Annotated in this window: 26 protein-coding genes and 2 pseudogenes; 15 read left to right on the forward strand and 13 right to left on the reverse strand. The window is 75.2% G+C overall.

From position 1 onward, the window contains the following. The first annotated feature begins 117 nt into the window (after positions 1 to 117). The 3 genes from ABTW87_RS19335 (at position 118) to ABTW87_RS19345 (ending at position 2255) form a co-directional block, all read left to right on the forward strand. Positions 118 to 855, forward strand: a complete 738-nt coding sequence (locus tag ABTW87_RS19335) for a GAF and ANTAR domain-containing protein (RefSeq protein WP_350652202.1) — start codon at positions 118 to 120, stop codon at positions 853 to 855. Positions 856 to 930: 75 nt separating this feature from the next. Then, entirely contained in the window at positions 931 to 1434 is a 504-nt protein-coding gene (locus ABTW87_RS19340) for a DUF2231 domain-containing protein (protein ID WP_350652203.1), read from the forward strand. A gap of 59 nt (positions 1435 to 1493) precedes the next feature. Beyond that, positions 1494 to 2255, forward strand: a complete 762-nt coding sequence (locus tag ABTW87_RS19345; RefSeq protein WP_350652204.1) for a methyltransferase domain-containing protein — start codon at positions 1494 to 1496, stop codon at positions 2253 to 2255. 6 nt (positions 2256 to 2261) lie between these two features. Here the strand turns inward: ABTW87_RS19345 and ABTW87_RS19350 are convergent, their stop codons facing one another. Continuing rightward, on the reverse strand, positions 2262 to 3209 hold the full coding sequence (locus ABTW87_RS19350) for a DUF3500 domain-containing protein (RefSeq protein ID WP_350652205.1): 948 nt from the start codon (positions 3207 to 3209) through the stop codon (positions 2262 to 2264). 487 nt (positions 3210 to 3696) lie between these two features. Between ABTW87_RS19350 and ABTW87_RS19355 the strand changes: the two genes are divergently transcribed. From ABTW87_RS19355 to ABTW87_RS19375, 5 genes are all read left to right on the forward strand, one after another. After that, positions 3697 to 4308, forward strand: coding sequence for a winged helix-turn-helix domain-containing protein (locus ABTW87_RS19355; RefSeq protein WP_350652206.1), 612 nt, complete (start codon positions 3697 to 3699; stop codon positions 4306 to 4308). Between the two features lie 55 nt (positions 4309 to 4363). Beyond that, complete coding sequence (locus ABTW87_RS19360; RefSeq protein WP_350652207.1) at positions 4364 to 4993, forward strand: nucleoside/nucleotide kinase family protein; 630 nt, start codon at positions 4364 to 4366, stop codon at positions 4991 to 4993. Between the two features lie 146 nt (positions 4994 to 5139). Next, the gene (locus tag ABTW87_RS19365; RefSeq protein WP_350652208.1) at positions 5140 to 5538 is read left to right on the forward strand and encodes a TraR/DksA family transcriptional regulator; all 399 of its coding nucleotides are present in this window, start codon (positions 5140 to 5142) and stop codon (positions 5536 to 5538) included. 45 nt (positions 5539 to 5583) lie between these two features. Beyond that, positions 5584 to 6453, forward strand: coding sequence for a DUF72 domain-containing protein (locus tag ABTW87_RS19370; RefSeq protein ID WP_350652209.1), 870 nt, complete (start codon positions 5584 to 5586; stop codon positions 6451 to 6453). A 293-nt stretch (positions 6454 to 6746) separates the two neighbouring features. Continuing rightward, entirely contained in the window at positions 6747 to 7175 is a 429-nt protein-coding gene (locus tag ABTW87_RS19375; protein ID WP_350652210.1) for a DUF2267 domain-containing protein, read from the forward strand. Between the two features lie 54 nt (positions 7176 to 7229). On the opposite strand, the gene ABTW87_RS19380 is transcribed toward ABTW87_RS19375, so the two are convergent. Both ABTW87_RS19380 and ABTW87_RS19385 read right to left on the reverse strand, forming a co-directional pair. Then, positions 7230 to 8003, reverse strand: a complete 774-nt coding sequence (locus tag ABTW87_RS19380) for a DUF72 domain-containing protein (RefSeq protein WP_350652211.1) — start codon at positions 8001 to 8003, stop codon at positions 7230 to 7232. Positions 8004 to 8011: 8 nt separating this feature from the next. Next, on the reverse strand, positions 8012 to 8764 hold the full coding sequence (locus tag ABTW87_RS19385; RefSeq protein ID WP_350652212.1) for a PIG-L deacetylase family protein: 753 nt from the start codon (positions 8762 to 8764) through the stop codon (positions 8012 to 8014). Positions 8765 to 8964: 200 nt separating this feature from the next. On the opposite strand from ABTW87_RS19385, the pseudogene ABTW87_RS19390 reads away from it, so the two are divergent. Beyond that, a pseudogene (locus tag ABTW87_RS19390) lies at positions 8965 to 9186 on the forward strand (hypothetical protein); the annotation flags it as partial. Positions 9187 to 9199: 13 nt separating this feature from the next. Next, complete coding sequence (locus ABTW87_RS19395) at positions 9200 to 10486, forward strand: cupin domain-containing protein (protein WP_350652213.1); 1287 nt, start codon at positions 9200 to 9202, stop codon at positions 10484 to 10486. Here the strand turns inward: ABTW87_RS19395 and ABTW87_RS19400 are convergent. The 5 genes and pseudogenes from ABTW87_RS19400 to ABTW87_RS19420 all read right to left on the reverse strand — a co-directional run bounded on the left by ABTW87_RS19400 (position 10463) and on the right by ABTW87_RS19420 (position 15757). Next, positions 10463 to 11128 carry a hypothetical protein gene (locus tag ABTW87_RS19400; protein WP_350652214.1) on the reverse strand — a complete coding sequence of 222 codons (666 nt, stop codon included), beginning with the start codon at positions 11126 to 11128 and terminating at the stop codon, positions 10463 to 10465. The genes ABTW87_RS19395 and ABTW87_RS19400 overlap by 24 nt on opposite strands. Then, complete coding sequence (locus ABTW87_RS19405; protein WP_350652215.1) at positions 11125 to 13797, reverse strand: FtsK/SpoIIIE domain-containing protein; 2673 nt, start codon at positions 13795 to 13797, stop codon at positions 11125 to 11127. The genes ABTW87_RS19400 and ABTW87_RS19405 overlap by 4 nt, the downstream gene beginning before the upstream one ends. A 52-nt stretch (positions 13798 to 13849) precedes the next feature. Further along, positions 13850 to 14959, reverse strand: a pseudogene (locus ABTW87_RS19410) (hypothetical protein); the annotation flags it as partial. Positions 14960 to 14967: 8 nt separating this feature from the next. Further along, positions 14968 to 15228 (reverse strand): hypothetical protein, encoded by a 261-nt coding sequence (locus ABTW87_RS19415; RefSeq protein WP_350652217.1) that lies wholly within the window; start codon positions 15226 to 15228, stop codon positions 14968 to 14970. Positions 15229 to 15352: 124 nt separating this feature from the next. Beyond that, positions 15353 to 15757, reverse strand: a complete 405-nt coding sequence (locus ABTW87_RS19420; RefSeq protein WP_350652218.1) for a hypothetical protein — start codon at positions 15755 to 15757, stop codon at positions 15353 to 15355. 127 nt (positions 15758 to 15884) lie between these two features. Between ABTW87_RS19420 and ABTW87_RS19425 the strand changes: the two genes are divergently transcribed. The 3 genes from ABTW87_RS19425 to ABTW87_RS19435 are packed head-to-tail and all read left to right on the forward strand — an operon-like array spanning position 15885 to position 18972. After that, on the forward strand, positions 15885 to 18440 hold the full coding sequence (locus ABTW87_RS19425; protein WP_350652219.1) for an ATP-dependent Clp protease ATP-binding subunit: 2556 nt from the start codon (positions 15885 to 15887) through the stop codon (positions 18438 to 18440). Positions 18441 to 18454: 14 nt separating this feature from the next. Next, positions 18455 to 18622, forward strand: a complete 168-nt coding sequence (locus ABTW87_RS19430; RefSeq protein WP_350652220.1) for a hypothetical protein — start codon at positions 18455 to 18457, stop codon at positions 18620 to 18622. Beyond that, positions 18622 to 18972 carry a DUF3140 domain-containing protein gene (locus ABTW87_RS19435; RefSeq protein ID WP_350652221.1) on the forward strand — a complete coding sequence of 117 codons (351 nt, stop codon included), beginning with the start codon at positions 18622 to 18624 and terminating at the stop codon, positions 18970 to 18972. Before ABTW87_RS19430 ends, ABTW87_RS19435 begins: the two co-directional genes overlap by 1 nt. 48 nt (positions 18973 to 19020) lie before the next feature. Here the strand turns inward: ABTW87_RS19435 and ABTW87_RS19440 are convergent, their stop codons facing one another. From ABTW87_RS19440 to ABTW87_RS19450, 3 genes are all read right to left on the reverse strand, one after another. Then, positions 19021 to 19263 carry a hypothetical protein gene (locus tag ABTW87_RS19440; RefSeq protein ID WP_350652222.1) on the reverse strand — a complete coding sequence of 81 codons (243 nt, stop codon included), beginning with the start codon at positions 19261 to 19263 and terminating at the stop codon, positions 19021 to 19023. Between the two features lie 19 nt (positions 19264 to 19282). Then, the gene (locus tag ABTW87_RS19445; protein WP_350652223.1) at positions 19283 to 20284 is read right to left on the reverse strand and encodes a LysR family transcriptional regulator; all 1002 of its coding nucleotides are present in this window, start codon (positions 20282 to 20284) and stop codon (positions 19283 to 19285) included. Between the two features lie 77 nt (positions 20285 to 20361). Beyond that, positions 20362 to 20964 carry a hemerythrin domain-containing protein gene (locus ABTW87_RS19450; RefSeq protein ID WP_350652224.1) on the reverse strand — a complete coding sequence of 201 codons (603 nt, stop codon included), beginning with the start codon at positions 20962 to 20964 and terminating at the stop codon, positions 20362 to 20364. Between the two features lie 146 nt (positions 20965 to 21110). Here ABTW87_RS19450 and ABTW87_RS19455 point away from each other — a divergent pair, with 146 nt between their 5' ends. Both ABTW87_RS19455 and ABTW87_RS19460 read left to right on the forward strand, forming a co-directional pair. After that, positions 21111 to 22433: a M20/M25/M40 family metallo-hydrolase gene (locus tag ABTW87_RS19455; protein WP_350652225.1), complete on the forward strand. Its 1323-nt coding sequence runs from the start codon at positions 21111 to 21113 to the stop codon at positions 22431 to 22433. Positions 22434 to 22486: 53 nt separating this feature from the next. After that, a complete protein-coding gene (locus ABTW87_RS19460) occupies positions 22487 to 23143 on the forward strand; it encodes a hypothetical protein (RefSeq protein ID WP_350652226.1) in 657 nt (218 codons plus the stop codon). 76 nt (positions 23144 to 23219) lie between these two features. Here ABTW87_RS19460 and ABTW87_RS19465 read toward each other — a convergent pair whose 3' ends face one another. Both ABTW87_RS19465 and ABTW87_RS19470 read right to left on the reverse strand, forming a co-directional pair. Then, positions 23220 to 23411: a DUF5703 family protein gene (locus ABTW87_RS19465; RefSeq protein ID WP_039906151.1), complete on the reverse strand. Its 192-nt coding sequence runs from the start codon at positions 23409 to 23411 to the stop codon at positions 23220 to 23222. Positions 23412 to 23533: 122 nt separating this feature from the next. Further along, positions 23534 to 24505: an aldo/keto reductase gene (locus ABTW87_RS19470; RefSeq protein ID WP_350652227.1), complete on the reverse strand. Its 972-nt coding sequence runs from the start codon at positions 24503 to 24505 to the stop codon at positions 23534 to 23536. Between the last annotated feature and the right edge of the window lie 34 nt (positions 24506 to 24539).

Raw genomic sequence — 24539 nt, forward strand, 5'->3', positions numbered from 1 at the left:
TGTGCCGTTTCGACCCCTCTTCACGGGGTAGTAGCCCGGGTCCGGAGAGTCGGGAGAGATCAGGAACATGGAACAGGGGACGGGCCCGGTGGGGCGCACGGTGAAGGCGGAACACCGGTGAACCTGGAGATGCGGGAGCCGGTCGCGGAGACGCTTGGCGTCCTGGAGACCGCCGCGTTGCTGCGGGAGCTGACCGCCGGGCTGATCGGCGTGACGGACTTCGACGAGGCGCTGGCCGCGCTCGTCCGGATCGCCCGCGACGCGGTGGCCGGCGTGCGCTGGTGCGGGTTCACCTCGCTGCGGGCGGGGGAGCCGGCCGGCGTGGCGGCCTCCGACGACCGGTTCGCCGGCCTCGACGACCTGCGGCACGGCCCGGACTCGCCGGCCATGGAGGCGATCCGGCGGCGGGAGATGGTGGTCGCCGAGCAGCTGGACCGCGAGGCGCGCTGGCCGGAGTGGACGCCGCGGGCCCGCGAACTCGGCGTCCGTGGCGTGATCTCCGCGCCGGTCGACATCGACGAGCAGGTGATCGGGGCGCTCAACCTCTACGCCGGCGCCGGTGACGTCCTCACCCCCGGGCACCAGCTCACCGCGATGCTGGTCGCCGAGCACGCCGGGCTGCTGCTCGCCGCCGTACGGGACCGGGCCCGGTCGGCCGCGGAGGCCGGCCAGGTCGACGCGGCGCTGCTCGACGGCGTCGTCGGGCAGGCGGTGGGCGTCATCATGACCCAGCGCGGCTGCCGCCCCGAGGAGGCGCTGGAGGTGCTGCGCAGCGCCGCGACCTCGCTCGCCATCCCGCTGCGTGAGGTGGCCGAGCGGCTGGTCAGCACGGTGGCCCGACCCCGCGACAGCTGACCTGCGCCGTTTCGCCCCGGATGCACCCGGGTAGCACCCAGGACTGGTGACCGGACGCGACCTGGGGGAGAAGCGATGCAGAGCCGGCTGCGGGTGCAGGGGCATCCCATCCAACCGATGCTTGTGACGTTCCCGTTCGGGCTCTTCGTGAGCGCGACGGTGTTCGACCTGACCGACGTGGTTGGAGGGCCCGCGTTCCTCGGGGAGGTGGGGTACTGGACCGCCGTGGCGGCGCTTGTCGCCGCCGCGCTCGCCGCCGTCGCCGGAATGGTCGACCTCTGGGACGTACCGGCGGGCGGGACACGTCAGACGGCGGTCACGTTCAACCTCGTCAACGCGGGGATGGCCGGTCTGTTCCTGGTCGGCTGCCTGATCCGCGCCGACGCGCCGCAGCAGGGCGCCACGGTGGTGCTGCTCCTGATCGAAGTGGTGGCGCTCGGCGTCGGTGGGTACGGCGTGGCCCTGGGCGCCCGGCTGATGCGTCAGTTCGACCCCGCGGCCCGCGCCGAGCCCACGAGTCTCGACGCCCTCGGCGGCGTGGCCGGCTCCACGGTGGAGATCGCCCGCCCGCGCCCGTGACGGGTCCGGGCCACGGAACTCCGTTGCTCCACGCCGGGGCCGTCGGACACCCTGACCACGTGGGGACGGACCGGCGATTCGACGAGCTGATCGCGGAGGGCGCGGCGGCGCCGGTGGACGGCTGGGGTTTCGACTGGCTCAGCGGCCGGGCCACCGAGGAGCGCCCACCCTGGGGCTACGCCCGCCTCGTCGCGGACCGGATGGCGCGCGTCGCGGCGGCGCTGGACGTCGACACCGGCGGGGGCGAGGTCCTCGCCGAGGTGCCCACCGGCCCCCGTCTGCTCGTCGCCACCGAGGGCTGGCCGCCGAACGTGCCGGTCGCCGCCCGCAATCTGCGCCGGGTCGGCGCCACGGTGGTGGCGGTGACGCCGGACGCCGGCCTGCCGTTCCGCGACGCCGCGTTCGACCTGGTGGTCAGCCGGCATCCGGTCCGGACCGACTGGGCGGAGACCGCCCGGGTGCTGCGCCCGGGCGGGACGTTCCTGTCCCAGCAGATCGGCCCCGGCACCGTACGCGAGCTGAGCGAGGCGATCCTCGGCCCGCTGCCGCCGCCGGCCACGCGCCACCCTGGGCAGGCGGTGGCCGGGGCCACGGCCGCCGGCCTGCGGGTCGTGCAGCTGCGAAAGGCGACCCTGCGGACCGTCTTCCACGACATCGGCGCGGTGGTCTGGTTCCTGCGCAAGGTGGTCTGGACCGTGCCGGGCTTCACCGTCGACGGGCACCGGCCCGCGCTGGCGCGACTGCACCGGCGGATCGAGGCCGAGGGCCCGTTCGTCGCCCACGCCCGCCGCTTCCTCATCGAGGCGACGAAGCCGGCGTGAGCCCCCTCAGTGGGCGTCCCGGTGGTGGGCCGCCAGGACGTCCGCGCCGAAGTCGCTGGCTGGCCGGCGGAGCACCGTGTGCGCGTGGTTGGCGTCGTCGGTGGTGTTGTCGTACTCGATCAGCAGGTCGTCGCCCTGCACCCGGTAGTAGTGGCGCTGCCCCGGGCGGGTCGGACCGGCCCACGCGAAGTGCAGCGGCGACCCGGCGAGCCGGCGGGCCTCCCGGATCGCCAGCTCCGGTGGGAGCCGGTCCAGGTAGAGGGCGACCAGCTGGTCCAGCAGGGACCGGCCGGTGGGTCCGAGCCGGTCGGCCGGCACGCCGAGCGGTTCCACCGGCGCGTCGACGCGGGGTCGGGTCGCGCTGACGATGTCGGCGGGCGCCTCGTCGGCCACGATCGCCGCCGCCCGGCCGGCGGGGCCGATCGCATCGAGCAGGGCCCGGCCGAGGTCCTCCTCGGGCCCGAGCGGACGGGAGACCGGGTGGCCGGCCCACCGGACGGCGGCGGGGTTCGCGCCGAAGAAGACCGGAGCGGGGGAGACCTGGTCGGCGACCACCGTCATGCTCACCGACAGGTGGTGCCCCTCGACCCGCCACGCCCACGCGTCGTCGCGGGCCGGGTCGCCGAACACCGCCACCCAGTAGTCCGCGCTGTGCCGGCCCCGGCGCCATCCCTCGGCCCGGTCGAGCACCTCCTCGAGCGCGATGATCGCCATCGCCTGCGCGTACGCCGGCGGGCTCAGCGCGCTCGCCAGGAGCCGGTGCGCGGCCTTGCGGGCCGCGCGGTCCAGGTCGGCGAGACAGACGCCGGGTCGGGGCCGCGGACGGTACTCGAGCCAGTGCCGCGCCTCGAGGTCGTCGAACCGGTGCGCCGCCCGGGCATGGCCGGGCTCGTCGAGCGCGGCGAGCAGCCCCGTGGCGGCGGCGCGCATCTGCTCGGGCAGCGGATCCTCCACCGACCCTGTATACCGGGCGCAGCCGGCTCGTGCCGGCCGACCGCCCGGCATCGCCCGCCCCGATCGGACGACGGGCGGCCGGGCGACCCTTGCGGCAGATGTTTTGTACGGAAACCTTCCCGATCGCGGCGGGCGTGAAGCGGCGCGTCGCGGGGGTTGTCGTTGTCACGCGCCCGATACGTTCAGTGTCCACATGGGAGCGTATCCAGCCGCCTGACCTCCACGTGAATCACGCTCGTCAACCACGCTCCGTACGCGACCCGGGCGAATGTGAACCGGGCGGGCACCCCCCGTATCGGGTCATCTCGGCGGCTCTGCTGTAATCATCAGGCCTCGTACGCAGAGCGAGCATTTGGCTCCGATGTGTTCGTCAATTGTCACATTCATGCAACGCAGTCGCCCCTTGACCCTCGCACGGGCGCCGGGAAGCATCGATGAAGCGGCGTCCCGGGCCGTGGGGAGATACCCGGACCAGCCAAGGAGGACCATGTCGGTCAGCCCCGCTTCGTCGCGCGCCGGATGGCATACGTCCCAGCCCGCTGTTCCCGGTCGACCCCCGGGCGGCCAGCGCCGTCCCGCGAACACCGCCGCTACCGTGTTGACGGTGACCCTCTCGATTCCGCTTGCCAACGAGGAGGCGCTCACGCCGCCGGCGCGCCGCCTGCTGGAGGCCGCCCGCGAGCTGCTGGAGCGCGGTGAGGGCACCATCACCACAAGCGGCAACGGCGCGGTGGAGCGGCGCGCGGAGCCGGTCCCGGCCGGCCGTGCGCCGGCCCGGCCGATCGCCCCGACCCTCCCCACCCTGCACATCCTCGCCTCCTCCCGGTCCGTGCTGCGCGACGGCGAGCCGCTGCCGCTGACCCGCCTGGAGTTCGACCTCCTGCTGCACCTGGTGGCCCACCCCCGGCGGGTCTTCACGCGGCTGCAACTGCTCAACGCGGTGTGGGGCTACGAGCACGCCGGCGTGCGCACGGTGGACGTGCACGTCCGCCGGCTGCGCGGCAAGGTCGGTGTGGACGTCCCACTGGTCACCACCGTCTACGGGGTCGGCTACCGGCTGGCCGACGACGCCCGGGTCACCATCGACCGCAGCGGCTGACCGGCCGCGCGGGTCAGCCGGCGGCCGCCCGGCCGGACCGGGCACCATGGTCGGCGTGCGCGTCCGTCCGATCTCGCCCGAACTGCTCGTCGCCGAGCTGGCCGACCGGCTCGCCGGCACGGCGGCCGGGAACCGGCTGCGGGTGGCCGTGGACGGCCCACCCGCAGCCGGCCCCGACGCCCTGGCCGGCGCGCTGGTCGATCCCCTGCGTGCCCGGGGGCGACCGGCGCTGCACGTCCGCGCGGCGGACTTCCTCCGCCCGGCCTCGGTCCGGCTCGAACACGGCCGCACCAACCCGGACGCCTACTACGAGGGCTGGGTGGACGAGGCCGGACTGCGCCGGGAGGTGCTCGACCCCGCCGGGCCGGGCGGCACGGGGCAGATCCTCCCGTCGCTCTGGGACGCCGCCGCCGACCGGGCCAGCCGCGCCGCGTACGTGCGGCTGCCGGACCGCGGGGTGCTGCTGGTCAGCGGGGCGCTGCTGCTCGGCGGCGCGCTGCCGTTCGACCTCACCGTCCACCTGATGCTCACCCCGGCCGCGCTGCGCCGCCGGACCGGCGCCGACGAGCGCTGGACGCTGCCGGCGTTCGCGCGCTACGCGGCCGAGGTCGATCCGGCGTCCTTTGCCGACGTGGTGGTGCGGGCGGACGACCCGCGCCACCCCGCGCTTGTCGAGGCCGCCTGACGGCGGGCGGAAATCGCCGGTTTGATCCGCGGGAGGGCGGGGTATTCGCCCGGCTCACAGAGCACGGGTGATCGCCCGCGCAGCGACGACAAGCGCCGGGGCCACGGCCCCGGTGGACCGTGAGGCCCTCAGAAAGGCAGGCAGCGATGCTCGTCCACGACCCGGTCGGCACGGCCCGATCTCAGGCGGAGGTCGACCAGATCCGCCAGTCCCTGCAGGCCCGCTACGACGAGCTCTCCGCGGAGTACGAGCAGGCCGTGCTGCAGAGCCAGGTGTTGCGTCTGGTGGAGGTGGGGGACACCGCCGGCGACGACCAGGCCGACAGCGGCACCAAGACCGCGGAGCGGGACACCGCGCAGTCCCTGCTGCGGACGATCCTCGACCGCCGGGCCCAGTACGAGCACGCGCTGACCCGGCTGGACGAGGGCACCTACGGGTTCTGCGAGGGGTGCTCGGCGCCCATCCCGGTGGAGCGGCTGGAGATCTTCCCCTCGGCGACGACCTGCGTGACCTGCAAGCAGACCCGGGAACGCCGGGCGGCCTGACCACGAGCGGTTGCCGGTCGGTCCGGAGCGCGGTGGACTCCACCCATGGGTGACATCAAGGTGGGCACCGCGTCCTGGACCGACCGTACGCTGCTCGACTCGGGGTGGTACCCGCAGACCGCGGACACGCCGGAGAAACGCCTGGCGTACTACGCGCGGCAGTTCCCCCTCGTCGAGGTGGACGCCACGTACTACTCGCCGCCGGCCGAGCGCACCGCCCGGCTCTGGGCCGAGCGCACCCCGGCCGGCTTCACCTTCAACATCAAGGCGTTCAGCCTGCTCACCGGCCACCCGACGAAGGTGAGCTCGCTCTACAAGGACCTGCGGCCACAGACCGACAAGCGCAACGTCTACCCGGACGCCCTCACCCCGCAGGCGTACGAGGAGGTCTGGACCCGGTTTCTCAGCGCGCTGGACCCGCTGGTCGAGGCGGGCAAGCTCGGCGCCCTGCTGTTCCAGTTCCCGCCGTGGTTCACCATCAAGCGGGACAACAAGCAGTACCTGCGGGAGGTGGCGTCGCGCTGCGCGCCGCTGCGGCCGGTGTTCGAGTTCCGGCACGCCTCCTGGTTCGACGGTGCCAACGCCGACGAGACGCTCGCGTTCCTGCGCCAGCACCGGCTCCCGTTCGTCTGCGTGGACATGCCACAGGGACACCGCTCGTCGGTGCCCCCGGTGCTGGCCGCCACGGCGGATCTCGCGGTGGTGCGCTTCCACGGACACAGCGACAAGTGGACCAGCACCGACATCCACGAGAAGTTCGGCTACCGCTACTCCGACCGGGAGCTCAAGGACTGGGCCCCGAAGCTGCGCGAGTTGGCCGGCGAGACCGGGCAGACCCACGTGCTGATGAACAACTGCTACCGGGACTACGCGCAGACCAACGCCGCCACCCTCGCCCGGCTCCTCGACGCCTGATTCATCCCTACCGGGTGAGCCCGCCTCACCCCGCCCGGAGCGAGCATGGGAGACGCCTCGTGGTCGTCGGCCTGGGCGACCGCGGATCCGACACGGAGGTGGCTTCATGACCACACGGGTGGTACCGGACCGGCGACGTGGGGCCGTACTGCACGTCGTCGGTGCGACCGGCGACACCCGGCGTCCGCCGCGGTCCGGCCGGTCCAGCCCGGTGCGGCAGTGGCGGGGCCCGGCGGGGCCGCCACGGCGGGACGACGACCGACGGTGGGATACCGACACACGGGGGTGGAGAGATGGCTGAGCAGCTGCAATCCGCGATCGAGTCCTCGATGCAGAAGACCAACGAGATGCTGCGGGACATCGAGCAGGCCTACGGCTGGCCGAAGGCGCAGCGCAACCAGTCGTACTGCGCGCTGCGTACTGTGCTGCACCTGCTGCGCGACCGGATGCCGGTGCAGGAGAGCGTGCAGTTCGCCGCGCAGTTGCCGGTGGTGGTGCGGGGCATCTACTTCGACGGCTGGAAGCCGATGGACGTGCCGGTCAAGCTGAACCGGGACGACTTCCTCCTCGAGGTGCGGCAGCGCTTCCCGTACGACGTCGAGGGCGGCCCGGAGCGGGTCGTGCAGGTGGTGCTGGACACCCTGCGCCGGCACGTCACCCAGGGCGAGTGGCAGGACGTCAAGGGCACCATGCCCAAGGACATGGCCCGGATGATCCCGTGACCGCCACCGCGACGACGGCTCGCTCCACCCGGTGGGGCGGGCCGCCTCGCGGGTTCAGGCGCCGGTAGCCTCCGCCGCCGTCGGAGCGCGGGTCACCCGGTGGCCGGCCCGGGCCGCCAGGCGGGCGAACGTGACCGCGTCGACCACGGCCGCTCCGCCGGGGTCGTTGTTGAAGAAGACGTACGCCGGCTGCCGGTCGCCGAAGGCGTCGGCCAGCCGGCGCACCCACGCCGCGAGGGCAGCGCGCCCGTACCGGGGCCACGGCCGGGCCCGCCCCTCGTGCAGCCGCAGGTAACCGAAGTCGGTGGTGCGCCACAGCGGGGTCACCGGCCGGCTGAGCCGGTCGGCCCACACCAGCGCCGCCCGCCGCCGTTCCAGCACCGTACGCGTGGCGGCGGTCCACCAGGACGGGTGCCGTGGCTCGACGGCGACCCGCACGTCCCCGGGGAACAGCCGCAGCGTGGCGTCCAGCGCGTCCGGGTCGGCGGGCAGGGTCGGCGGGAGCTGGAGCAGCACCGGCCCGAGGCGGTCGCCGAGCGCGGCGGCCCGGCCGAGGAACCGGGCGACCGGCTCGGCGGGGTCGCGCAGCCGCTTGACGTGGGTCAGGTAGCGGCTCATCTTCACCGCCACACAGAAGTCGTCCGGCGTCCGTGCCCGCCAGGCGGCGAAGGTGTCCCGCTCGGGCAGCCGGTAGAAGGCGTTGTTCACCTCGACGGTGGCGAAGCGCGCGGCGTAGTGCTCCAGCCAGAGCCGCTGCGGCAGCCCGGCGGGGTAGAGGCGGCCCCGCCAGTCCCGGTACTGCCAGCCCGACGTCCCGAGCAGGATCATCGCGGCCCCTACCAGAGGTCGAAGCGGAACACCTCGAACGCGGCCCCGTAACGGACGCCGAGCCGGGTGCCGGTGGGGCGGCTCAGCCCTTCCAGGAACTCCTCGGCGTCGAAACTGCCGTCGCCGAGCCCGGTCAGGTACGCCGCGTGGGCCTCGAGCGACGCGACGCCCCGCGCGAAGGTGTCGGTGACGTCGACGCCGTGCGCGGCCAGCGGCGAGGCGGCGGCCCACACCTGCCGGACGCCGTTCCACGGCTGCACCCCGTCGGTCAGCTGCTCGGGGAAGACCCACCGGTTCCCGGCGTCCCGGACCGCGTCCAGCACCGCCCGCCCGGTGGCGATGTGGTCGGCCTGGTTCAGCGCGTACGCGCCGTCCCAGGTGTCGCGGAAGTTGTTGGTGAGGACGATCTCCGGGCGGTGCCGGCGGATCACCTTCGTCAGCTCCCGGCGCAGTGGCACCCCGTACTCGAGGATGCCGTCGGGCCGGCCGAGGAACTCGACGGTGTCCACGCCGACCAGGGCGGCGGACTGCCGTTGCTCCTCCTCGCGAACCACCCGGGCCCGTTCGGGCGGCATCCCGTCGATGCCGGCCTCGCCGCTGGTGACCAGGCAGTAGACGATCCGCTTGCCCTGGTCGGTCCAGCGCGCCACCGCCGCGGCGGCGCCGAACTCCAGGTCGTCGGGGTGGGCCACGATGGCCAGCGCCCGCTCCCACTGCTCGTCGAGCGGCTCCAGCGCCGGCACGCCGGTCGGGTCGGTCATCAACACCTCCGTCGGTCGCGTTCCGCCCATCCTGTCACCGGGAGCGGTGGCGCGCCGAACGCGGGGCTGACCGACGAACCGCCCGTGTCGGACAGTTCGGACGTCTACCGTGTGGTGTTAGAGAAGATCGGGCGTGGGGTACCACCCGCTGCACGACGGACCCCGGCGTACGGCGGGGCGGCACATCCGAGGGAGCACCCATGGCACTCAACGACGACGACATGACGACCACCGGCGGTGGCGGCCTCGAGGGCCCGGCCGACGGCGGTGCGACCCCCGGCCAGCAGGACGGTGGCGCCGACGGTGCCGCCGACCGCGGCGTCGAGCGGGGGGCCGACCAGGGTGCCGACACGGGCGCCGAGGGCCCGGCCGACGGCGGCGCGACGCCCGGCCAGCACGACGGCGGCGCCGACGGCAGCGCCTGAGCAGTACGCCATGACGCACATCGACCCGCCGGGCGGCCACGGCCGCCCGGCGGTTCCGTCCACCGCCGCCCTGGCCCGCTGCGTCTCGGTCGAGCCGGCGAAGTTCGCCGCCGCCCACTGGGGACGCACGCCGCTGCTGTCCCGCGCCGACGAGCTGCCCAACCCGAACGGCTTCACCGACCTGCTCAGCCCCGCCGACGCCGACGAACTGCTCAGCCGGCGCGGCCTGCGTACCCCGTTCCTGCGGGTGGCCAAGGACGGCGCGCTGGTGCCCGCGGCGCGGTACACCGGCGGTGGCGGCGCGGGCGCCGAGATCGGCGACCAGGTCCTCGACGAGAAGGTCCTCGACCTGTACGCCGGTGGCGCCACCCTGGTGCTGCAGGGCCTGCACCGCACCTGGCCGGCGCTTGTCGACTTCACCCGCGACCTCGGCTCGGCGGTGGGGCAGCCGCTGCAGGTCAACGCCTACCTGACGCCCGCCGGCAGTCAGGGCTTCGCCACCCACTACGACACCCACGACGTGTTCGTCCTGCAGGTCGACGGCCGCAAGCACTGGCGGATCCACCCGCCGGTGCTGCCCGACCCGCTGGAGAAGCAGCCGTGGGGTGGCCGGGCCGACGAGGTGTCCGCCACCGCGGCGGGCGCACCGGCGCTGGACGTGGTGCTCGCCCCCGGCGACGCGCTCTACCTGCCGCGCGGCTGGCTGCACAGCGCTCAGGCGCAGGAGTCCAGCTCGTTGCACCTGACCGTGGGTGTCCGGGCGCTGACCCGGTACGCGCTGGTCGAGGAACTGCTCGCCCTCGCCGCCGAGGACCAGCGGCTGCGGGCCACCCTGCCGTTCGGGGTCGACGTGGTTGACCCGGACGCGATCGAGCCGGAGCTGACCGAGACGGTCGAGGCGCTGCGGGACTGGCTGCTGCGCGCCGAGCCGGCGGCGGTGGCCGCCCGGCTGCGCGGACGGGCGTGGCCCGCCGCCCGACCCGCCCCGATCCGGCCCCTGGCCCAGGCCGCCGCACTCGCGGCGCTCGGCCCGGACGACCGGGTCGGCCCCCGTGCCGGCCTGCGCTGGCAGCTCAGCCCGGCGGGGGAGAAGGTGGCGCTGCGGATCTTCGACCGCACGGTCACCTTCCCCGGCACCTGTGAGCCGGCGCTGCGGGCCCTGCTGTCCGGTGAGGTCACCCGGGTCGGTGACCTGCCCGGCCTGGACGACGACGCCGACCGGGTCACGCTGGCCCGCCGCCTGCTGCGCGAGGCGGTGCTCGTGCCCGCCGGCTCAGCGGGGAACGGTAAGCAGTAGGACGGTGGTGGCCAGGCCGGCCACCACGACGATCGCGGCGGGGCGGGGACCGAGGACCGCGTGCCGGCGGTCGGCCACGAGCTTCGCGGGCACCAGGCCGACCAGGGGCCCGAGCAGGGTCACCACCAGGGCCAGCACCGGCATGCCGACCGCCAGGTCCCCGCCGTACCGGTCGCCCGCCGTCCGGGCCGCGGTGCCCAGGGCGTACGCGACCGCGGCGCCGACGACGCCGCAGAGCACCAGCAGCGGGTTCACCGAACCCGGCAGTTCCCCGGGCTGGCCGGTGCGGGCGAGCAGGTCCCGCACCGCCGCCAGCATCGGCAGCGGGTCCCCGGTGGCACCCCCGACCGGGCCGGGCGGCCCGCCCGCCCGCCGTCCCGCCGACCCGAGCCGGCCCCGCAGCTCCTGCCACAGCAGCCGGACCTCCGCGTCGACCCGCTCCTGCAGCTCCCGCGCCGCCGCCAGCTCCCGCTCGGCGCGGCGCACCTGGTCCCCGGCGTCGGCCACCGCCCGGCGCGCGGCCGAGCACTGCTGGTCGTACCAGGTGTGCGCCTCGGCGCGCTGGGCGGACACGCGCTCGGTCAGGTCGGCCAGTCGTCGCACCTGCGCCGCGTACGACTCGCTCGTCACCGGTTCGTTCACCGCTCCGGTCCGTAGGGGATGATCGTCTGCCCGGTGCGGTGCACCGCCCGGTCGAAGAAGAGGCCCCGCCACGGGCGGGGGTACCAGTCCGGCCCGCCGGTGCCCGGGTACAGCGACGAGCCCAGCTCCCCGCCGTGCGTGTCCAGTGCCACCCAGGCGCCGATCTGGTCGGTGCGCGCCGCCGGCCCGCCCAGGTCGGCGCGCATCCGGGCGACGCCCCGCCACCAGGCCAGCACGTGCGTGCGTCGCTCCGGCCCGTCGTGCAGGACGCGGCGCAGCTGCTCCAGCCCGGTGCGCCCGCCGACCCGGGTGGTGAGGGCACCGGCCGCCGCGTCGACCGCGAACAGCAGCAGGTAGTGCGGGCTCCCGCTGCCGGGGGCGCCCAGCCCGGCGGCGGTCTCGGCCATCAGTTCGGTCACGCTCTCCTCGTCGTACCAGGCGGCGTCGTCGGCGAGATCCTCGTAGAGGGCCCGGGCGGCGGGGTCGGCGTCCGGGTCCAGGCAGGCGATGGAGAACCGGGCGGTGCCCGGGCGATGCTGCCGGGCGAGCGACCGCGCGGCGGCGTCGAGCACGGCGCACGCCTCGTCCACCCGGGTGCCCAGCACGGCGAGGTTGCGCCCGGGCGCCCGGGGCAGCCGCAGCGCCGCCGAGCGGGCCTGCACGTCGATGATCTCGCCGAGCAGCGCCACCGGCGCCCGCAACGTCCCCGTCTCCGGCGCGGCGAGCGCCCGGAAGTCCGGTGCGTCGGCCAGCCGGGGGATCGCGTCGCCGTCGAACAGCCGCGCCGGGGCGGCGTCCGGCGGGCGCATCCGCCACAGCCGGTGCTGCAGCTCGCTCCACGTCTCCCAGTCGCCGGCCGACGGGATCCGGGCGATCTCGTTCCCCTCGGTCAGCCCCGACTCGGCGTTGACGACGGCGTGGTGGCGGGGCAGCGACTGGGCGGCGTCGTTGCGCTCGGCGAGGATCCGCAGCGCCTTCGGCAGGGCGATCCGCAGGGTGAACTGGGCGACCAGGGCGGGCCGCCCCCACAGCGCCTCGATGCCGCGGACGTCCTGGGAGGCGAGCACCAGATGGATGCCCTGTGAGCGGCCCCGCCGGGCCAGGTCCTCGAGCAGGTCGGCGGCCTCCCGGGCGACCGCGTCCCGGCCGGCGAGCAGCATCTGGAACTCGTCGACCACCGCGACGATCCGCGGCCAGTGCCCGGTCGGGTCGACCGTACGCAACTCGGCGAGCTTGGTGACCTCGTGCTTCTTCGCCGCGTCGGCGCGCCGGCGCAGCTCCTCGGCGAGGAAGCGCAGCAACGCGAGCCCGAACTCGCGATCGGTGTTGACGTTGATCCCGACCAGCCGCATGTGCGGCAGCCAGCTCGGGTCGCGGCGGCCCTGCGCGAACCGCGCGAACGACACGCCCTCCTTGAAGTCCAGCAGGTAGAACTCCAGCTCGGCCGGCGAGTAGCGGGCGGCGAGCGCGCCGATCCAGGCGAAGATCAGGTTGGTCTTGCCGGTGCCGGACGGGCCGCCGATCAGGGCGTGCGGCGGGTAGTCGCCGAGCGTGAGCAGCACCGGCCGCCCGTGCGGGCCCTCGCCGATCGGCGCGGTCAGCCCGGTGGACGAGTCCTCCCGCCACATCCGGTCCGGCGGTGGCAGCAGGTCGTTGAACGGTGTCGGCGCCGGGCCGGCGTTGACCCGGGCGGCCAGCTCGCGGCACGTCTCGGTGACGAGTGCCGCCGGGGGCGGCGGGTCCAGGTCGACCGGCGGTGCCCCGACCAGGTGGGCGCGGCCCGGCTCGACGCGGAGGCGGGTGACCGTCGGATGCTCCGGCAGCTCCAGGCCGCGTACCACCAGGTGCACCCCGCACGCCGCGCCGGTCCGCACGACCCGGTCGAGTTGGCCGCGCTCGTGCCGGGACGGCTCCTCGCCGCCGAGCAGCACCGCCACCCGCCACGGTTCCGGCCGGCGCCCGGTGGCGGCGGCCAGCTCGCGCAGCGACGCGTGCTCGCCGGCGAGGACCGTGGAGTTGATCCGGCGGATCTGCTCCACCAGGTCGTCGAGCAGCCGGCCCAGCCCGCCCGGGCCGACGAACGTGAGCAGCCCGGCGGTGCCCAGCGGCGCGAAGCCGGCCAGCCCGCCGCCCAGGTGCTCCGGGTCGTACCCGGTCAACCGGACCGCGCCCGGGTCGGCGCGGCCCAGCGCGCGCAGCAGCAGCGCCGACACCACCGCCTCGCCCGCCGGCCGGTCGGCCCCGACCAGCTCGACGTGCCCGGCGTCGAGCAGCGGCACCAGCGCGGGCACCGCGTCGGCGCCCGGCACGGCGAGCGTCCCGACGCGCAGCGCGCCCGGCGGCTCCCCCCGGCCGGCGGGCGTGGGACGCCACCCCGGCCACCCCGCCGACGCGGCACCGGGCGATTCCCGCCGTGCCGCGTCGGCGGCCCGCTGGGCCAGCTCGGCGATCCGGGCGGCGTGCCGCTTGTCGATCTCGGCGAGCCGCCGGTCCCGTTCCGCACCGACCCGGTCGGGTACCGCCGCGGCGGCCCGCCGGACCCGGTCCAGCCGGTCCCGCTCGGCGGCCAGCTCGGTGCGGGCCGCGCCGACCCGGGTCCGGGTGGCGCCGAGCGCCTCGCCGAGCGTCCGCCGGACCTGGGCCGCGAGGCGTGCCCGCCGGTCAGCCATCGGCGTCCCGCCGGTACGGCGTCCGCCACGCGGGGCTGCCCGCCGCGGTGGCTCCGGGGGTGTCCCGGCGCGCCTCGGTCGGGCCGCCCGAGGCGGCGGGGCGATCGTCCCCGGGGCGCGCGCCACGGCGTACCTCGGCCGAGTGGCGCGAAGCGGCGGCCACCCGGGCCCGGGCGGCGTCGGCCTCCCGCCGGGCCGCCGCCGTACGGCGCTCCCACTCGGCGTCGGCGGCCCGGTTCCGCTCCGCGGCGGCGCGCCGCCGCTCCTCGGCCTCGGCCTGCGCCGCCCGGCCGTCGGCGGCCCGGCGCTCCCGCTCGTCGGCGGTCGGCAGCTCCCGACCGAGCCGGTCGAGCAGGACGCCGGCCAGTACGCCGGCGGTGACGGCCGGGTCGGCGGCGTGCGGCTGCTCGGCGTCGCCGCGGCGCGGCGGCGGCATCCGGCAGACCCGGGACAGCAGCGTCTCCAGCACCGGTGCGGGCAGGCCCGGCAGCAGGTCGCGGACGCGGCCGGCCAGGTCGCGGCGCAGCCGGGGCAGATCCTCGGCCCGGGGCGGGTGCCCGAGCAGCTCGCCGGCCAGCTCGCGCAGCAGGGGCGGCGCCACCGCCGCCAGCCCCAGCCCGACGTCGGCGTGCGCGCGGCCCAGCTCGGCGCGCAGTCGGTCCCGATCGCCGGAGCGGACCTCCCGCACGACGCGGCGCAGCAGCTCGCCGGAGTCGGCGACCGCCCCGTCCGGGCGCGGCGGCGTCGTCCCACCGCCGGTCAGCTCGGCGACCCGCACCGCCCACCAGCGGGGCGCGGGGGCGTCGGCGGGCGGCTCCGGGGCGCCGCTCACGGCGGGAGCGGTGCGGGGCGCGTCGTGCGCCGGCCGGCGCTGGTCCGGAGCGGTACGCGGGGCGGGCGCCCCGTCGGCGGCCAGCCCGATCGCGGCCAGGTACGCCGACAGCTGCTCCTGGGCCACGCGCAGCGCGTACCCGGCGGTTTCGGCGTGCTCGACGGCGCTGGACAGCTCCGGGACCCCCATCGGGTCGGCGGACTCCTGGCGCACCCAGCGCAGCCGCTCGGCGGCCAGCCCGAAGCGCTCCAGCGCCACGGCGAGCTGGCCCAGCGGCAGGTCATCGGCGGCGGCGCGCACCTGCGCGCCGAGATCCTCGACGATGGACACGACGGCGCTCAGAGGGTCGCGACGTACAGCTGAGCCTGTTCGACCGCGAGGAGGGTCGCGGCGAGGCACTCCTCCAGCTCCTGGCTGGCCTGCGTCAACGAGGCCTGTGCCGCCTCCACGGTCTCGTGCCCGCTGCCCTCCAGAGCGCCGGCGAGGATCTGCTGCGCCTCGGCCAGTTTCTCACCGGCCGCCTGCACGGCGCTCTGGCCGTCGCCGATCTGTTGGAGCGCGACATCGATGGCTGCCTTGAGCTCGGCGACGCTCGCCACGGCGGAACCTCCTGGGGGCGGGGGAGGTCTCCATTAGAGCCTATCGGCAGCGGGGAGAGAACATCCGCCCTGTCAGTATTCTGCCCTACTGACCGGTTGCCGCCCGGAAGCGCCGGGAGTCCGATTAATGGGACTCCCGGCGCTGGGCCTCCCGGCCGGTCAACCACCGCGGGCCGTACACCTCGGCGCCCCGCCGCGTCACGCGTTCCCGCAGCTCACGGTCGGCGGTGACGACCAGCCGGCGGCGGTGCCCGGCACCGGCGACCAGGTCGACGATCGCGTCGTCGCCGGACCGCTCGGCCGCCACCACCCGGATCCCCGGCACCGGACCCACGCCACGGGCGGCCCCCTCGACCACAAGCACCACCTCCACGGGCGGCGGCAGCTCCGGCGGAACCCCGGAATCCGCCAGCGGCGCGAGGGCGTCCCGCAGCCGGGCCGTCGCGCCGGCCCGGTCCCGCCACCACCCGTCCGGCCGGGACCCGACCACGTTGGCGGCGTCCACGATGAGCAGCGGTGTCGCGTCCATGCCGCCAGCCTCCCACCCGGGGCACCCCGCCCCGCGGACCCCGCGCGTGGCGCGGCGGCGGCGTTTGTCCGGGCGACCGCCGGGTAGCCCCTGGCGACCGTGCCGCGCCGAGCAGCGGAGGACAGACATGATGGGACCCGGCGACTTCGGCTCCGACCCCTGGGACGAGTTCCTGGCCCGGTACTTCGGTCGGGGCGAGGGCGGGCGCCGGCCCGCGCACCGGGTCGACATCACCCGGCTGATGACCGCCGACGCCCGGGAGATGCTCGCCGACGCGGCCCGCCGGGCGGCCCAGAAGCACAGCAACGACCTGGACACCGACCACCTGCTCTGGGCGGCCCTGCAACGCGAGCCGCTGCGCGACCTGGTCCGGCGGGCCGGCGCCGACCCGGACACCCTGCTCAACGCGCTTGGCGGGCGCGGCGACGGCGCCCCGCGCGGCGAGGTGCCGCCGAACCTCTCGCTCACCCCCGCGGCGAAGCGGGCGCTGCTCGACGCCCACCAGCTCTCCCGGGCCATGGGCGCGAACTACATCGGCCCCGAGCACATCCTGATGGCGTTGCCGCTGAACCCGGAGTCGCCGGCCGGCCGGATGCTCGCCGCCGGCCGCATCCAACCGGAGTCGCTGCAGGCGGCCAGCGCCGAGCGGGGGCCGATGGCCGGCCCCAAGCCCGACCGCGGCACCCCCACCCTCGACCAGTACGGGCAGGACCTGACGGACCTGGCCCGCAACGACCAGATCGACCCGGTGATCGGCCGGGCCGACGAGATCGAGCAGGCGGTGGAGATCCTGTCCCGCCGGACCAAGAACAACCCGGTCCTGATCGGCGAGGCCGGCGTCGGCAAGACCGCGATCGTGGAGGGCCTCGCGGAACGGATCTGCGACGGCGACGTGCCGCAGACCCTGCTCGGCAAGCGCGTGATCCAGCTCGACCTGGCCGGCCTGGTCGCCGGCACCCGCTACCGGGGCGACTTCGAGGAACGCCTGAAGAAGGTCATCGACGAGATCCGCTCCCACCGCGAGGAGCTGATCGTCTTCCTCGACGAGATCCACACCCTGGTCGGCGCGGGCGGCGCCGGCAGCGAGGGCGGCATGGACGCGTCGAACATGCTCAAGCCGGCGCTGGCCCGTGGCGAACTGCGGGTGATCGGCGCGACCACCCTGGACGAGTTCCGCAAGAGCATCGAGAAGGACGCCGCGCTGGCCCGCCGCTTCCAGCCGGTCTTCGTGCCCGAGCCGGGCGTCGAGGACACCGTGGCCATCCTGCGCGGTCTGCGCGACCGCTACGAGGCCCACCACCAGGTCCGCTTCACCGACGAGGCCATCGTCGCCGCCGCCGAGCTGTCCGACCGGTACATCACCGACCGCTACCTGCCGGACAAGGCCATCGACCTCATCGACCAGGCCGGCGCCCGGGTGCGGCTGCGCACCCGCACCCCCGCCGCCGACGTGCGCGAGCTGGAGCAGCAGCTCGACGAGGTACGCCGGGACAAGGAGCAGGCCGTCGCCGACGAGCAGTACGAGAAGGCGTCCACCCTGCGCGACCGGATCGCCGAGTTGGAGGCGCAGATCCGGCGCGCCAGCGGCGACGACGGGTCCACCGGCAACGTGCCGGAGGTCGGGCCGCAGGAGATCGCCGAGGTGGTGTCCCGGGCCACCGGCATCCCCGTCCAGCAGCTCACCGAGGAGGAGCGGGACCGGCTGCTACGGCTGGAGGGGCACCTGCACGAGAAGGTCATCGGGCAGGACGACGCGGTCAGCGCGGTCGCCGAGGCGGTGCGCCGCTCCCGTACCGGCCTGGCCGACCCGCAGCGGCCGATGGGCAGCTTCCTGTTCCTGGGCCCCACCGGCGTCGGCAAGACCGAGCTGGCCCGGGCCCTGGCCGAGGCGCTGTTCGGCGAGGCCGACCGGATGGTGCGCGTCGACATGAGCGAGTTCCAGGAACGGCACACCGTCAGCCGGCTGGTCGGCGCCCCGCCCGGCTACGTCGGGTACGAGGAGGCGGGGCAGCTCACCGAGGCGGTCCGGCGGCGCCCGTACGCGGTGGTGCTGCTCGACGAGATCGAGAAGGCGCACCCGGATGTGTTCAACATCCTGCTCCAGGTGCTCGACGACGGCCGGCTCACCGACAGCCAGGGCCGCACGGTGAACTTCAAGAACACCGTACTGATCATGACGAGCAACCTCGGCTCGGAGCTGATCACCGGCACCCAGCGCGCGGTGGGCTTCGGCGCCGGCGAGCCGGGCGGCGCGCGGGAGTCCGACGAGCTGCGCGAACGCCTGATGCGCCGGCTCCAGGAGAACTTCCGCCCGGAGTTCCTCAACCGCATCGACGAGGTCATCATCTTCCGCCGGCTCGAGGCCGAGCAGCTGCGCCAGATCACCGGGCTGATGCTCGAGGAGACCCGCCGGCGGCTGCACGCCCAGCACATCGACGTGGACTTCACCACCGCCGGCGTCGACTGGCTCGCCGAGCACGGCTACCAGCCGGAGTTCGGCGCCCGCCCGCTGCGCCGGGTGATCCAGCGGGAGGTGGACAACCACCTGTCGCGGATGCTGCTCGAGTCGGCGGTGTCGCCCGGCCAGAAGGTCACCGTGGACGCCCGCAATGGGCAGCTCACCTTCGACGTCACCGAGGGCGAGCGCGGCTACTCGGCCGCCGCGACCACGCACCCCCGGTGACCGGGGAGGCCGCGATGACCGAACCCGAGGAGACCCAGGAGAACGCCGAACGGACCGATCCGATCGTGGCGCCGCCGACGGCGAACCCCGCGCGGGTGCAGGTGCCGCCGGAAGGCCTGGGCCAGCAGAGCGACGAGCCGGACCCGGCGGCGGCCGACCGTCGCCGGCGAGAGGAGGGCTGATGGTACGCGAGCAGCGGCTCGACCCGGAGGTGGAGGAGCTGTGGGACAGCTTCCACGAGCGGGTGAACGTGCCGTCCGAGAAGCTGCGGCAGTGGCTGCTCACCCGGGGCTCCGGCGAGGAGTCCTTCGGACCGGACCCCGACCTCGGCCTGCCCGAGCCCGGCCGGCACGTCCTGCGCGTGCTCACCAAGCGCAAGGTCGACCTGACCCGCGACGACATCGAGACGATGCGGGACACGATCGGCGAGATCGAGAACCTCCTCGACGCGAAACCACCACGCGGAAACGCCGACGACGAGTGGCGGCACGCCCTTCTGGACCTGGGCCACGACGTGCTCGTGGAGCGCTGACCCAGCGGCACGGCGGCGCCCGGCGACCCGGGCGCCGCCGCGGCGTGCTCAGCCCTGGTCGGACTCCAGGCTGGCGATGGTCAGGCCGGCCGCGTCGACGGCCGCCTCCCGGTCGGCCCGGGTCTGCTCCTCCCGGGTGAGCAGGTTGGCGTACTCGGTGACGTCGGCCGGACCGGGCACGTCCGGCAGGCGCCGCAGGAACGCCTCCACGTCCCGGACGGCGGCGGTGTGCGCGGCGGCGGCCTGCCGCAGGAGCTCGCGGTCGTCGGCGGCGGGGTACAGATCGGTCATGCCCGCCTGATACCCGGCGTCACGCCGTTCGCACCCCGTGGACCGGTCCGGCCGCGCTCGGGCCGCCCCGCGCCCCGAAACCCGGGTTGCGCAACAGCCAGGCCAGGTACGCCGGGTGCGCCGCCAACGAGTCGGCGTACGCGGCCAGCGCGGTCTCCAGCACCCGGTCGGCGACCCGGGCGGCGGGCGCGTCGGGGTGCCAGCCGAGCATCAGCCGCCACCGCAGCGGTATCCCGGCCAGCCGCCGGGTCACCAGGCCGGCGATCGGACGGAAGGTGGCCTGGCACAGCGCGATCGCCTCGCCCGCGTCCACCAGGTCCAGGCAGCCGCGCACGTCCGCCTCGTACACCTTGCGCGGGGTGAAGCCGGCGCGGGCGCAGGCGGCCGCGAAGCAGTCCCCGAAGCAGCCGTCGCCCGGCGCCGCCACCCACTGCTCGTGCCGCAGGTCCGCCAGCCGGACCTCGTCCCGGTCGGCCAGGGGATGGGCCTCCGGCAGCAGCACGTGCACCGGGTCGATCGACACCTCCCGCCAGCACAGCCCGAACTCGCCCGACGGGCTGGCGTCACCGCAGACGCCGCTGAGCGCGAAGTCCAGCCGGCCGCCGGCGACGAGCTGGGCCAGCTCGTCCGCCGACCAGGACGCGTACGTGGTGATCTGCGCGTGCGGCTGCTCGGCGGCGAGCCGGTGCACCATCCGGCCGAGGATGGGGCTGTTCACCCCGCCGAACCGGTAGCGGCGCGGGGCGTCCCCGGCGCCGGCCAGCCGGGCCGCCTCGTCCTGCAGGCCCTTCATCGCGGGCAGCAGCACGCGGGCCCGGGCGAGCACCAGCTCGCCCAGCGCGGTGGGGCGGGCGCCCCGCCGGTCGCGCTCGAACAGCGGGCCACCGAGGGTGCGTTCGATGCGCTGGAGCTGGGCGGTCAGCGCCGGCTGGGCCAGGCCCAGTGTCGAGGCCGCCTTGGTCACGCTGCCCGTCTCGGCGATCGCGCAGACCACCCGGAGGTGGCGGAGCTCCAGGTTCATAGACCGACGGTAGGGCCGGGCGGCGGCCGGGGGAAGGGTTCGGACGGATCAACGATTGACGATGTGTGCAGGACCACTCAGGCAGGCGGTCGTTCGGTCAGATCGGACAGCCGCGTCGGCCGGCCGGCCACCGCGTCGCGCAGCTTGTCGACCACGCCCACGGCCGGTTCGACGATCTTGTTCCAGGGCGGCGTGGCCGGGGTGCCCGGGTGCGGCCGGGTCGGCGCCGCCTCCTCGGCGATCTCCAGGCGGTTGCCCAGCCGGATCAGCTCCTCGGCGGTGGCCACCTCCCGCAGGTCCCGTACCAGCTCGCCGACCGCCGCCACGTGCCGCCGGACGCGCTGCGCGACGTCCGGCAGCCGGTCAGGGGTCAACTCCGTCAGGGCGGCAAGCAGCTCCCGGTCCGCGTCGAGCGCCCGGTCGACCCGGCCGGCGTCCTCCGGACGGGCGGCCCGCACCGCCGGCAGCAGGTACTGCTCCTCGGCGGACAGGTGCCGCGACAGCGCCGCGGTGAGCACCTCCAGGCCGCCCTCCGGCCGCGGGTCCGCGCCGGTCAACCGGTCGACCAGCCCGCACAGCTCGCGGTGCTCCGCGTCGACGATGTCGGCGATGCTGCGCCCACCCGGCCGGTAGTGCTCGTCCTCGCCGGTGGGCGGCAGCGGGGGCAGGGGAACGGTCACGGCGCGCTCCTGACGGTACGGCCGGCGGTGCCCGGGCGGGCGTCCGGCGGTGTCGCGAGCGGCGGTACCCGAACCCGCTCGCGACGAAACCGCGCCCCGACCGGCCGGGGGGAGCCGACGGATCACCCGGCTGGTATGAAGGGGCAATGACGAGCGCCTCCGCCCACCGCGCGCCCACCGACGAGGTCGTCGACCTCTGCCGGGACCTGCTGCGCATCGACACCACCAACACCGGCGACAACGACACGAGCGCCGGTGAGCGCCGCGCCGCCGAGTACGTGGCGGAGAAGCTCGCCGAGGTCGGCGTCGAGTCGGCGATCCGCGAGTCGGCCCCCGGCCGGGCCAACGTGGTCGCCCGCATCCCCGGCACCGACCCCGCCCGGCCCGCCCTGCTCGTGCACGGCCACCTCGACGTCGTGCCCGCCGACGCCGACGAGTGGTCGGTGCATCCCTTCTCCGGTGAGCTGCGCGACGGCTACCTCTGGGGCCGGGGCGCCATCGACATGAAGGACTTCGACGCGATGGTGCTCGCCGTGGTGCGGCACTGGCAGCGCACCGGCGTCCGACCGCCCCGGGACATCGTCCTCGCGTACACCGCCGACGAGGAGGCCGGCAGCGACTACGGCGCGCACTTCCTCGTGTCGCGCCACCCGGACCTCTTCGAGGGCTGCACCGAGGCCATCGGCGAGGTCGGCGGATTCTCGTACACCGTCGACGACACCCGGCGGCTCTACCTCATCGAGACCGCCCAGAAGGGCATCGACTGGCTGCGCCTGCACGCCAAGGGGCGCCCCGGGCACGGCTCGATGATCCACGACGACAACGCCGTCACCGCCCTCGCCGAGGCGGTCGCCCGGGTCGGCCGGCACCGCTTCCCGATCGTCATGACCGACACCGTGCGGGCGTTCCTGGAGCAGGTGTCGGACGTGCTCGGCATCGGGCTGGACCCGGACGACCCGGAGACCGCGATCGCGAAGCTCGGCCCGATCGCCAACATCGTCGGCGCGACCGTTCGCAACACCGCCAACCCGACCCGCCTCGCCGCCGGGTACAAGGACAACGTGATCCCGGGGCGGGCCACCGCCACCATCGACTGCCGCAGCCTGCCCGGGCAGTCGGAGCTGCTGGAGCAGCAGGTGCGCGAGCTGGTCGGCCCGGACATCGCCATCGAGTACGTGCAGCGCCAGCCGGCCCTCGAGACCACCTTCGACGGTGACCTCGTCGAGGCGATGTCCGCCGCGCTGCGCGCCGAGGACCCGGGCGCCCGCCCGGTGCCGTACATGCTCTCCGGCGGCACCGACGCGAAGGCGTTCTCCCAGCTCGGCATCCGCTGTTTCGGCTTCGCGCCGCTGCGACTGCCCGCCGACCTGAACTTCTCCGCGCTGTTCCACGGCATCGACGAGCGGGTTCCGGTGGACGGACTACAGTTCGGCGTGCGGGTTCTCGACCGTTTCCTCCGTACCTGCTGAGCCGCGTCCGATTTCCGGCGCGGCACCTCCCGAACACCGAAGGGACGCCTCACATGACCGACCAGCACGGTGAGCTGGACGCCGCCCTCGAACGCGTGATCGAGGCGGCCCGCCACCACCTGGCCGCCGTACGCGCCGCGCAGGGCCGCATCGACGACGACGACGTCTGGCAGGCGTACGTGGCGTTGAACAACGCGTCGTACGCCTACGACGAGCAACTGATGGACGCCTTCGGCGAGGTCACCCCCTGGGACGTGCAGGCGATCGACCCGGACGAGGCCGACCGGCGCTTCGGTGGGCTCGACGAGGTGGAGGCCACCGACCCGCACCCACGGGTGATCTCGGTGCGGCAGCGCCGCGACTACCGGGTGCCCAGCATCGCGGCGCTCATCCGCGCCGCCGAGGCGGCCCGTCGCGAGGGCACCCCCGCGGAGGACGAGCCGGCGCCCGTCGAGGGGGTCGGCGAGGCGGTGCTGGAGCTGCTGCAGAGCGGCGACGGCTCGCTCGCCGCGTTGGACGTCCCGGAGCTGGAACCGCTCGACGGCGTCGTGATGGTCAGCGAGGTCGGCACCCCGGTCGACCTGGAGTCGTTCGACGACGACGACCCGGTCGGGCCGTTCCAGCCCGCTCCCGACGACCGGCTGGTCGGCCGCCTCGACGAGCACCCGTTCCTCGAACTCGACGACGAGGAGCACGACCACGCCCACTAGGGCCGTCACCCGCGCACCCGTGCGCAGCAGGCTTCCCGGGGCCGGCCAGGCCGGTCGGCTCCCGGGGACGCCGGACCTAGTACGACAGGCCGGGCTGGGGCTGGTTGACCCGGCGGCGACGCAACATCACCTGCCGCGTCCCGTCCCGGAACAACCGGACCCGGGCCAACTCCCACCCGGAGAACTCCGCCTGGATCGCCAGCTGCGCCGCGGCGGTCAACCGGTCGACATTCGGTGGCAACCGCAGCGGCGCGTATTCGTAGTCCATGTGCCCTATGCTGCCCAGCCCGGCGGCCCCGGCGCCACCCCCGCGGTGGTGAGTCGCGCCGCTGCCCGCGTACCGCCGGATCGGTGCCGCCCGCGCGGCGCCGGCCCAGGTCGGACGGGACGTCAGAAGTCGCGCTCCGGGTAGCCGACCGGGACGGCGGAGACGTCGTCGAGCGCCGTGGTGATCTCCTCCGGCAGCGTCATCCGCTCCACCTGGAGCGCACCGAGCAGCTGCCCCACCGTCCGCGCCCCCAGGATCGGCGCGACGACGCCCGGCCGGTCGCGGACCCAGGCCAGCGCCACCTCCAGCGGGGAGACACCGAGACCGCCCGCGGCGGTGGCGACCGCCTCGACGATGGCCGAGCAGCGCGGCTCCAGGTAGGTGGCGACGAACCGCTCGAAGTGCGGCGAGGCCGCCCGGGAGTCGGCCGGACGGCCGTGCCGGTACTTGCCGGTGAGCACCCCCCGGCCCAGCGGCGACCAGGGCAGCACCCCGAGCCCCAGGGCCTCGCAGGCCGGCAGCACCTCCCGCTCGATGCCGCGCTCCAGCAGCGAGTACTCCACCTGGGCGGCCACCACCGGAGCCCGGCCCGGCCAGGCCGTCTGCCAGGCGGCCGCCCGGGCCGTCTGCCAGCCGGAGAAGTTCGACACCCCGACGTAGCGGACCCGCCCGCTGGCCACCGCGTGGTCCAACGCCGCCAGGGTCTCCTCCAGCGGCGTGTCCGGGTCGTAGCCGTGCACCTGGAACAGGTCGACGTGGTCGGTGCCGAGCCGGCGCAGTGAGGCGTCCAGCGTGCGCAGCAGGTGCCCCCGGGAGCCGTCGCGGCGCCGGCCGCTGCCCGGGCGCAGTCCCGCCTTCGTGGCGATCAGCAACTCCTCGCGCGGGACGAGCGTGCCCAGCAGTGACCCGATGACCGACTCGGCGTCGCCGTCACCGTAGACGTCGGCGGTGTCGATCAGGTTGCCGCCCGCGTCCAGGTAACTCTTCAGCTGGGCCGCCGCGTCGTCGGCGTCGGTGTCCCGGCCCCAGGTCATGGTGCCGAGCGCGAGCCGCGAAACCGCCAGCCCGCTTCGGCCGAGCGGTCGCTGTTGCATGGCTGAACCTTATTTCCAACGGGGGCCGCACCGA

The sequence above is a fragment of the Micromonospora sp. NPDC126480 genome (assembly GCF_040302465.1).
Taxonomy (GTDB): domain Bacteria; phylum Actinomycetota; class Actinomycetes; order Mycobacteriales; family Micromonosporaceae; genus Micromonospora.